The following is an 8,965-nucleotide window of genomic DNA, read 5'->3' on the forward strand; positions in this document are numbered from 1 at the left end:
CCGCTCGGGGCCGTCGGTTCTGATGGTGATCACGTTGGCAGGCGCGTATTTCGGAAATTGATCGGCGCGGCTGTCGATCCAGCGCACCGAAAACGGCAGCTGCGACAGCGCCAGCACCAGCGCGCGGCCAACATGGCCAGCTCCAAACAGCAGGACTGTGGTTCTGGTTTCGCCGAACTGTTCCACGAAAGGCTGCCTGATAAAACCTTTGCCGGCTGCCGCGCCGCCAACGCCTGCATGGGAGATTTCCCGCACGATGCGACCGTGCTCCGTCATCCGGCTGATCGTGACAAAAGGGCCGGCTTGTTCCGCGGCCGCCAGCCGGCGTATGTCTTCGAGATCGCCGGCATCGAAGATCTCGGTGAGGATGGTGACGGATCCACCACAACATTGGCCGAGATTTGGCCCCAGCGGCCACACCCGCACCGCGGCGGACGGCGCTTCCGCCGCAAGCGCGGCCTCTGCCAGGGCCAATGTCTCGTATTCGAGACAGCCGCCGCCGATCGTTCCGAGGAAGCCGGCGCCGGGTTCGACGACCATCCGGGCGCCAACCTCGCGCGGCGCCGACCCTTCGACGCCGATCACGCTGACCAATGCAGCGCGGCCATGCTGCTCGATCGATTTCCGAATGCGCCGCCATACCATCTGTGTTCAAGCCGGCGCGCGACGGGCGAGGCCATGGCCATTGGCCAGCGCGGCAGCGGCATCGAAGGGACCGACCGCCCGGAGGATCGATTCCGGCGTGGCCGGCGCATCCAGCTGCACCGGCTTGCCTTGGTGAACCGAATGGACCGCGTCCGCGATGGCGGCAAAAACCGATGTCGCCAGCATCAATGGCGGCTCGCCCACCGCTTTGGAAAAGTAGATGGTCGGCTCGTGGTTTTCGTTGTCGAACAGCGCGACGCGGAAATCGACCGGCACGTCGGAGGCTACCGGAATTTTGTAGGTCGAGGGCGCATGGGTCAGCAGGCGACCGTCCGCGTCATAGACGAGTTCTTCTGTCGTCAGCCAGCCCATGCCCTGCACAAAGCCACCCTCGATCTGGCCGATATCGATGGCCGGATTGAGCGAGCGGCCGACATCGTGCAAGATGTCGACCCGCCCGACCTTCATTTCACCAGTCGTGACGTCCACCACGACCTCGCTGCAGGCCGCGCCATAGGCATAATACAGGAACGGCCGGCCCTTGCCGCGGGCGCGGTCCCAGTGCAATTTGGGTGTCCTGTAAAAGCCCGCCGAGGACAGATGGATCCGCGCGGCATAGGCCTTTTTGGAAAGCTCTCCGAAAGCAACGCTGTCATTGCCGATCAGCACCCGGTCATCGCGAAACGCGATGCTGTCCTCCGGCACATTCCAGGTCTCCGCGGCGAAGCGGCTGAGCCGTGCCTTGATCTCGCGGCAGGCGATCTGCACGGCCATTCCGTTCAGGTCGCTTCCGGCGGAAGCCGCGGTCGGCGAGGTGTTTGGCACCTTGTCGGTTGAGGTCGCGGTAATGCGGACGCGGTCAAGGCCGATGCCGAATTCCTCGGCGGCGATCTGCGCGACCTTCTGAAACAGGCCCTGGCCCATTTCGGTGCCGCCATGATTGAGATGCACCGAGCCGTCCTGATAGACGTGGACCAGGGCGCCGGCCTGATTGAGCGATGTCAGGGTAAAGGAAATGCCGAATTTCACCGGTGTCAGCGCGATGCCGCGCTTGAGTATCGGCGACGACGCGTTGAATTGCGCGATCGTGCCGCGCCGCGTCCGGTAGTCCGAGGTCCGTTCCAGTTCCTCGATCAGCCGATGCGGAACGTCATGGTCTGCCACGGTCTGGCCATAGGGCGTCAGATCGCGACCGCTGCCGTACAGATTGGCTTTGCGCACATCGAGGGGATCGAGATCGAGATGCCAGGCGATGGCATCGATGACGCGCTCGATTGCGAGGACGCCCTGCGGTCCGCCAAAACCGCGGAACGCGGTGTTGGAGACGGTGTTGGTCTTGACGCGTTTGGAGTGAATGCGGAAAGCCGGCAGAAAATAGGCATTGTCGGAGTGGAACATCGCGCGGTCGACGACCCCTGCGCTGAGATCGGCGGAGCAGCCACAGCGCGCGGCGAGCTTAAGGTTCACGCCATCCATGCGCCCGGCGGCATCGAAGCCGACCGACCAGTCGACCCGAAAATCATGCCGCTTGCCGGTCATGATCATGTCGGCGTCGCGATCGAGACGAAGCTTGCAGGGCTTGCGCGTGGCATGCGCGGCCAGCGCTGCGATCACGGCCCATTGCGTAGCCTGGGTTTCCTTGCCGCCAAAACCGCCTCCCATGCGCCGCACCTGGCAGGTCACGTAGGAATCGGCGACGCCGAGCGCGCGGGCCACCACGTGCTGGACTTCGGACGGATGCTGGGTCGACGACCAGACCAGCATGTCATGATCCTCGCCGGGTACGGCGAGCGCGATCTGGCCCTCGAGATAGAAGTGCTCCTGACCGCCGATCTGCAGCACGCCCGACAGGCGGTTGGTCGCCCCGGCGATTGCCGTATCGAGGTCGCCGCCGACGAAAGCATAATCGGGCAGCACGGTTTCCCCGGAGGCAAGGCCCTGTTCGACCGTGACATTCGGCTTCTCGCGCTCGACATCAATGACCGCCAGGGTCGCTGCGCGCCGCGCGATGTCGCGCGTCGTCGCGACCACGGCGAACACCGGCTGGCCGTGGAATTCGACCCGGTCGGTGGCAAATACCGGCTCGTCGGCATTGGCGGGTGAAATGTCATTCTTGCCGGGAATATCCACCGCCGTGATGACGGCGCGAACGCCGGGGAAGGCGCGCACCTCGCCAAGGTCGACGCTCACGATGCGGCCGCGCGCCGCCGGCGAGCCGCCGACCTCCACGTGCAGGGTACCTTCCGGTTCCGGCATGTCGTCGATGTAATCGGCGCTGCCTTGCACATGCTTGAACGCGCTGTCGTGCGGCAGCGCCTGGCGCACATGGCGCAGCAATGGCTCAATTAGCGGCATCAACGCTCTCCCGCCGGCCGGCAACCCGCGTCATCCGGCTCGAAGCGCCCGCGATCTCCGCGAGCGCCTTGATCAGGATATTGCGCGCGACCTGAAGCCGGTACTCCGAACTCGCGCGCAGATCGGTCAGCGGCGTGAAATCCTCGGCGACACGCGCAGCCGCACTGCGCCAGGCGCCGATATCATGTAGCGCGGCGCCGACCAGCTGACGCTCGACCGCGATGGCGCGCCTGGGGACTCCGGCCATGCCGCCATATGCGATTCGCGCCGAGGTGATGCGACCATCGCCGATGCCGATGCGGAAAGCACCGAGCACGGCGGTAATATCCTCGTCGAACCGCTTGCTGATCTTGAAGGCCCTGAAATGGGTAGCCGGAGGCAATCGGGGCACGATCAAAGCCCGGATGAATTCGCCGGGCTCACGATCCTGCTTGCCGTAACCGATGAAGAATTGCTCGAGGGGCAGGGTGCGCATCCGCTCGCCCTTGCGCAATTCGACGCGGCCGCCAAGGGCCATGAAAAGCGGAGCCAGATCCCCGATCGGCGATCCGTTGGCGATGCTGCCGCCGACGGTGCCTAGGCTGCGCACCTGCACCGAGCCAAACCGCCGCAAGGTCTCCGCGATATCAGGATCGATCGACCCGAGCAGCGGCGCGGCACGCGCCAGCGTCACCGATGCGCCGATCAGCAAGGCGTCCGCTGTGGTTTCCAGCTTTTCAAGCCCAGCGCGGCCAACATGGATGATCTTGTCGATGGTCGACAGCCTTTTGGTGATCCACAGGCCGACGTCGGTGGCGCCGGCGATGATCGTCGCGTCCGGATGCTCCTGATACAACGCGGCGAGCGAGGCCTCGCTCGCGGGCGCCGCAAAAAACCTCCGGGGGTCGCCGACAAAGACGTCGGCGCCGTCGTTCAACTGACGCAGTGCGGCAATTGTGCCGGCCTCGCGGGCCAGGAAGTGATCCGTGCGCGGGCCAGCGCAGGCGACGCCTGCGGCATCGGTGACGGAACGGTAACCGGTACAACGGCAGAGATTGCCCGCCAGCGCATCGCTGATTTGCCCGTGGGCGGTACCCGGCCGATCGCCGTGAAAAACAGCGAACAGCGACATCACGATCCCGGGCGTGCAAAAGCCGCATTGCGATCCGTGCCCCGCCGCCATCGCCGCCTGCACCGGGTGCAGTTTCCCCTCCTGCGCCAGATCCTCCACGGTGATGAGTTCAAAGCCGTCCAGCTGGCCGAGCAGCGCGATGCAGGCGTTGACCGGTTCATAGAGCAGCTTTCCGTCGGACTCGCGAGCGATCACAACGGTACAGGCGCCGCAATCGCCCTCGGCGCAGCCCTCCTTGGTTCCGGTCAAGCGTCGCTCCAGCCGCAGCCAGTCGAGCACGGTGGCTTGCGGCGAGAACCGATCGAGCCGGATAGTCCGCCCGTTCCTGCGAAACTGGATGGCGTTTCTGGTCATGGGGCCTCCGAACCGGCGCGCGACGGGTCTATCAACGGTCACATCGCCGTGCTTGGCAAGACCAATCGAGTGCTGGCGATCAGGATACTTGCCGGCCGCCGACCCAGACCTTGGCGATGTTCGGCTTCGAGGCGGTATAGATGATCTTCTGCAAAACGGTTTCGCCTTGATCGAGATCGTCCCAAAGCCGGATGGTGCCGCGTTCGTCGGTGGTATCGATCACCATCGCGTCGAACTGATAACCCGGTGAAAATTTCCCGACCGGCAGGTCGAGCGCGACCCCACCGCCGGTCGTCGCACAATAGAAAGCGTCGCGAAAATCGATCCTCGCGCCGGCATGCCGGCTGCGCTCGCTCGGTCCGAGCTTCGGGTCAACGCCAAGTTCCAGCATGCGCGCGACCATGAGCGCGCTGCGCATATTGTCGAACAGCGATCCGCTCGGTCCCCCCGAAATATCGGATCCCAGCCCGACATGGATTCCCTTGTCGAGCGCGGCCTTCAGCGGAAAAACCGCACTGGAAAAATAGGCATTGGACAACGGACAATGCGCAATGCCCGAACCGCGCGCACCGATGGTCGCCATGTCTTCCGCGGTGATCAGCGTAGAATGCGCCAGCACGGTGTGGCGTCCCAGCAATCCGAAACGGTCCAGACTGTCGGTGTCGGTGATGCCGTGACGGGCGAGCACGTAACCATGTTCCCAATCGCTCTCCGAACAATGGGTCTGGACGTGACAGCCGCATTGCCTTGCCAGCGCGCCGAGGCCCTCAAGGGTCGCATCGGTGCAGGAGGGAATGAAACGCGGCGTCACAACGGGTTTTACCAGCGCCGCGGAATTGGCCTTGTGGCTCCTGATATAACCAATCAGGTCTTCAGTGCCGCGGATGGCCTGATCCGGCGAGGCGTCCCGGTAATAGTCGGGACATTGTTCGGCATTGTCCATCGCCACCTTGCCGATCACGGCGCGCTGGCCGGCTTCAAGGCAGATGTCGGCGAGAATGCGCGTGGCTTCCTGATGGATGGTGGCAAAATACAGCGCCGTGGTGGTGCCGTTGGCAACGAGGTCGCGCACCAGGAGACCATAACTGCGCCGCGCAAAGGCCGCGTCGGCATAGCGGGCTTCGAGCGGAAACGTGTATTGCTGCAGCCAGACCTCGAGCGGGACGTCGAGCGCACTGCCGAGCTGCGGATATTGCGGCGCATGCACGTGCAGATCGACGAAGCCCGGCAGCAGGTAGGCGCCTTGCGGCAGGGTCACCAGCATGCCCATGGCTTTCTGCCGGCTCTTTTGCTCTTCGTAGCCGCGCTCATCAGGCCGGAGCACGGAGACAATCGCGCCGTCCTCGCCGATCGCGATCAGCGCATTGCGAAGGATCTCGACGCTGCCGCGCTCGATCATATGAAAGCCCGAGGCAATGATCGCCTTGCCGCCCAGATGGTCCATTGAACGCCCTTGAATGTTGTTCACAGCTCAGGCCGACGTCGATCGCGTGTCGCCAACACACGATCACGCCAGTCTGCGCCGGCACCAGGCCGTGTGCAACCGGCTATGCCTGGGCTCCCGGCGGGATCGGGCCTGCCGGCAAATCTGGATAACTTCGCATACGGGCAGCCGCCTTCGGCCATCGGACGGAAAGTCTCATCGCCGGACACACGGCAGGGCGTCCAACACCCCCGCGCCGTGCGAGAGCTTCGACAACTTCAAGTGGCAAAATGCGGCTGGTTCTGCGATGAAGAATCCTCCAATCGGCAGGAGGATCGGTGTCCATTTTCCAGGCATGGTTTACGGTCCAGAGTATCCGCTTTCGGACCCGGGCGCTGAAGGCACTGTTGCGCGATCAAAGAGCCGAGTTCGGCGTCATCAGGCGGCACATCCGGCGCGGCGATCTCGTATGCGACATCGGCGCCTACAAGGGCAGTTTTATCTACTGGCTATCGACATGGGTTGGGGATGGGCGGGTGGTGGCGTTCGAGCCGCAACCGGATCTGGCCCGCGCCTTGGCGGATGTCTGCGGCGTGATCGGGCTCCGCAATGTCAAGGTCGAAGCCAAGGCGGTCTATTCGCGTTCCGGCGATCAGGAGCTGTTCCTGCCGACCGGCCATCGGCCCGGCGCGTCGCTTCATCGCCAGGCAGCGGGGCGCGAGGGTCTCACGACGCTGTCCGTGCCGGTCGTTTCGCTGGACGAATATTTCGACCAAAACGATCGGGTCAGGCTGTTCAAGATCGACGTGGAGGGCGCCGAGCTGGAAGTGTTGAAGGGCGCGGAGCGGATTCTGCGCCAGCACGCGCCGCTATTGCTTTTTGAGTGCGAAAATCGCCACCTCGCATCCGGCAGCGTCACGGACGTATTTTCCTGGCTCGGCAGGCTCGGCTACCGGGGAAGCTTCGTCTGCCGCAAAAGGATCCTGCCGATTTCCGAATTCGATGCCGCGGTCCACCAGCGGGCGGACGGCGAATGGTTCTGGAAGAGCAGGGACTACTGCAACAATTTTGTGTTTCGGAAGGGGGGCAGCGGGTCGTAGGATGAGCGGGAAGGCATCTCAATGGGACGAGCCACAACGCTGTGCAAAAGAAGACGCGACGGGACGGCTCCCGTCGCGCCCCAACTTTCGTAACTCGCTGGTCCAGGCGCTGAGACGCCCAGTTGCGAAGCCCCTAAAGGAGCCTAGCGGGCGATCCCAGCGAGGTGACAGCGCTTGGTGAAAGACACTGGATCACCTCCTTTCGTTGTTGATGGAAACCCAGTATAGCCGAGAAATCGCCTGATGTTAAGGGGCCCCCGCGCCAAGGAGGCGCCCAGGAAGCGCCAAGCAAGCGCCAAGGCATCCGCAGCATAAGACTGGCCCGCCGCACCGAAGCGTGCAGAGCGGGTTGAGGCGGCCGCCGTGGCGTGATAGTTGATCGGCCGGCGCGCGGGTGTAGCTCAATGGTAGAGCAGCAGCCTTCCAAGCTGAATACGAGGGTTCGATTCCCTTCACCCGCTCCAGATCCGATGACGACCGCTTCCAGAGCTTGGTCCCCCCTGGCGGAGGTATACGGGATGTTACTCAGGACGCTCAGTGCCGAGGCGGCGTTTCCCCGCGGCTTCATTCAGGTCCCTAGTTTCCGCAGGAAAATGTGATGCTGACACCGTTTGCTCGCTTCTTTGGCCCCTTTGTTGTCGTTACGTTGCTTTTTCTGGCTCCCGTTCGGGCGCAATCGCCGAATGCCGGGGCTGCGGCCGCCGCCAAAGAATTGGTCGATACCATGAAGCTAGCCGATCAATACAAGGCCGTGCTGCCCATGGTCTTCCGGCAGCTAAAGCCGTCCATCGTTCAGAATCGGCCCGAGGTCGATCACGACTTCGATGCCCTGGCGCCGAAATTGCTGGACGCGATGAACGGACGCCTAGAAGAATTGGCCAGCGCGATGGCCCTGATCTATGCGAGTAACTTCACCGAGACGGAACTCCGCGACCTGACGGCGTTCTACAGGACACCGACGGGACAGAAGCTCCTGCAGAAGTTGCCCATCGTCGCGCAGGAATCGATGACCGCGGGCAAGAAATTTGGGCAATCGGCGGCAGCGGACCTGCAAAAGCAAATGCTCGAAGAGCTGCGGCGCAAAGGTCACGATCTCTGAGCATCCGCAGATCACCGCGTCATTCGGCCGCTCTTAGCGGCATCATATTGAGCGGTTAAAGGCAATCCCGCTTCGCCGGATCGTCGCCGCGCGCGGCGAGCCTGATATCCATAACCCAGGCCGGTCGGTTATGAATGCCCGGCTTCCCAGCCCGGCTCGGCCAGGGAATGCGGAAAACAATGGTGCGAGCGAGAACACGAGCGGAAACATTTAGGGCGGCCGTCGTTTTAAGTGGAGGGCCGCTCGGGCGGCCCCGGATCGAGAACCTGATCAAACGCCAGGTCGCGGATACGCGTTCCTCGTCTGGGAATGAGACATGAAAAAGCCCTTGAAACTCTCATCCGTCGCCGATGGGCCCGAGGCGCAACGGCGTGCGGGGCGGGGAAACAGCCAGATTTCCAAAAAAGAGGCCAACGACATCGAGGAAATGTCGAGCCCGCGTACGCCGGTGATCTACGAAATCGTGCGCAGGCATGGCGACGAGGAGATGAACAGGCCGATCACTTCGCTATGGTGGTCGGGGGTCGCTGCGGGACTTTCGATCAGTTTCTCGCTGCTCTCCCAGGCCGTCTTGCAGGCGCATCTGCCCGAAATGTCGTGGACGCCTCTCGTCACCAGCCTCGGCTATTCCGTGGGCTTTGTGATGGTGGTTCTTTCACGACAGCAGCTTTTCACGGAGAACACGGTCACTGCGGTATTGCCGGTGATGGCTGACCTCACCCTCGCCAATCTGTGGAGGCTCGGTCGGCTGTGGAGCGTTGTCCTGGTTGCCAACATGGTCGGCACACTGGTAGCGGCGCTGCTCTATACCTTTACTCCTGTGCTGACGCCCGAGTTGAACACAGCCATGCTAGAGATCGCAGACCAGATCATGAATC

Annotated in this window: 7 protein-coding genes and 1 tRNA gene; 4 read left to right on the plus strand and 4 right to left on the minus strand. The window is 63.2% G+C overall.

All coding sequences use genetic code 11. The features are described 5' to 3' along the window. The 4 genes from ABSG20_RS22470 to guaD all read right to left on the minus strand — a co-directional run. A partial coding sequence (locus ABSG20_RS22470; protein ID WP_423866713.1) for an XdhC family protein occupies positions 1-645 on the minus strand: 645 nt, incomplete at its 3' end. A gap of 6 nt (positions 646-651) precedes the next feature. Further along, a complete protein-coding gene (gene xdhB, locus ABSG20_RS22475) occupies positions 652-3,000 on the minus strand; it encodes a xanthine dehydrogenase molybdopterin binding subunit (protein ID WP_423866714.1) in 2,349 nt (782 codons plus the stop codon). Further along, positions 2,987-4,465: a xanthine dehydrogenase small subunit gene (gene xdhA, locus ABSG20_RS22480; protein WP_423866715.1), complete on the minus strand. Its 1,479-nt coding sequence runs from the start codon at positions 4,463-4,465 to the stop codon at positions 2,987-2,989. Before xdhA ends, xdhB begins: the two co-directional genes overlap by 14 nt. 79 nt (positions 4,466-4,544) lie before the next feature. After that, positions 4,545-5,909, minus strand: a complete 1,365-nt coding sequence (gene guaD / locus ABSG20_RS22485) for a guanine deaminase (RefSeq protein ID WP_423866716.1) — start codon at positions 5,907-5,909, stop codon at positions 4,545-4,547. A gap of 317 nt (positions 5,910-6,226) precedes the next feature. On the opposite strand from guaD, the gene ABSG20_RS22490 reads away from it, so the two are divergent. From ABSG20_RS22490 to ABSG20_RS22505, 4 genes are all read left to right on the plus strand, one after another. After that, complete coding sequence (locus tag ABSG20_RS22490) at positions 6,227-6,988, plus strand: FkbM family methyltransferase (protein ID WP_423866717.1); 762 nt, start codon at positions 6,227-6,229, stop codon at positions 6,986-6,988. Positions 6,989-7,378: 390 nt separating this feature from the next. Next, positions 7,379-7,452, plus strand: a tRNA-Gly gene (locus ABSG20_RS22495). A 134-nt stretch (positions 7,453-7,586) separates the two neighbouring features. Then, positions 7,587-8,087: a DUF2059 domain-containing protein gene (locus tag ABSG20_RS22500; RefSeq protein WP_423866718.1), complete on the plus strand. Its 501-nt coding sequence runs from the start codon at positions 7,587-7,589 to the stop codon at positions 8,085-8,087. A 316-nt stretch (positions 8,088-8,403) separates the two neighbouring features. Next, positions 8,404-8,965: formate/nitrite transporter family protein (locus tag ABSG20_RS22505; RefSeq protein ID WP_423866719.1), on the plus strand; the 562-nt coding region annotated here is incomplete at its 3' end.

The sequence above is a fragment of the Bradyrhizobium sp. genome (genome assembly GCF_049512235.1).
Taxonomy (GTDB): Bacteria; Pseudomonadota; Alphaproteobacteria; order Rhizobiales; family Xanthobacteraceae; genus Bradyrhizobium.

Excerpts from the sequence above, each read along its gene's own strand:
- xdhB (WP_423866714.1), bottom strand. The coding sequence starts at position 3,000 with ATGCCGCTAATTGAGCCATTGCTGCGCCATGTGCGCCAGGCGCTGCCG.
- xdhA (WP_423866715.1), bottom strand. The coding sequence starts at position 4,465 with ATGACCAGAAACGCCATCCAGTTTCGCAGGAACGGGCGGACTATCCGG.
- guaD (WP_423866716.1), bottom strand. The coding sequence starts at position 5,909 with ATGGACCATCTGGGCGGCAAGGCGATCATTGCCTCGGGCTTTCATATG.
- ABSG20_RS22500 (WP_423866718.1), top strand. The coding sequence starts at position 7,587 with ATGCTGACACCGTTTGCTCGCTTCTTTGGCCCCTTTGTTGTCGTTACG.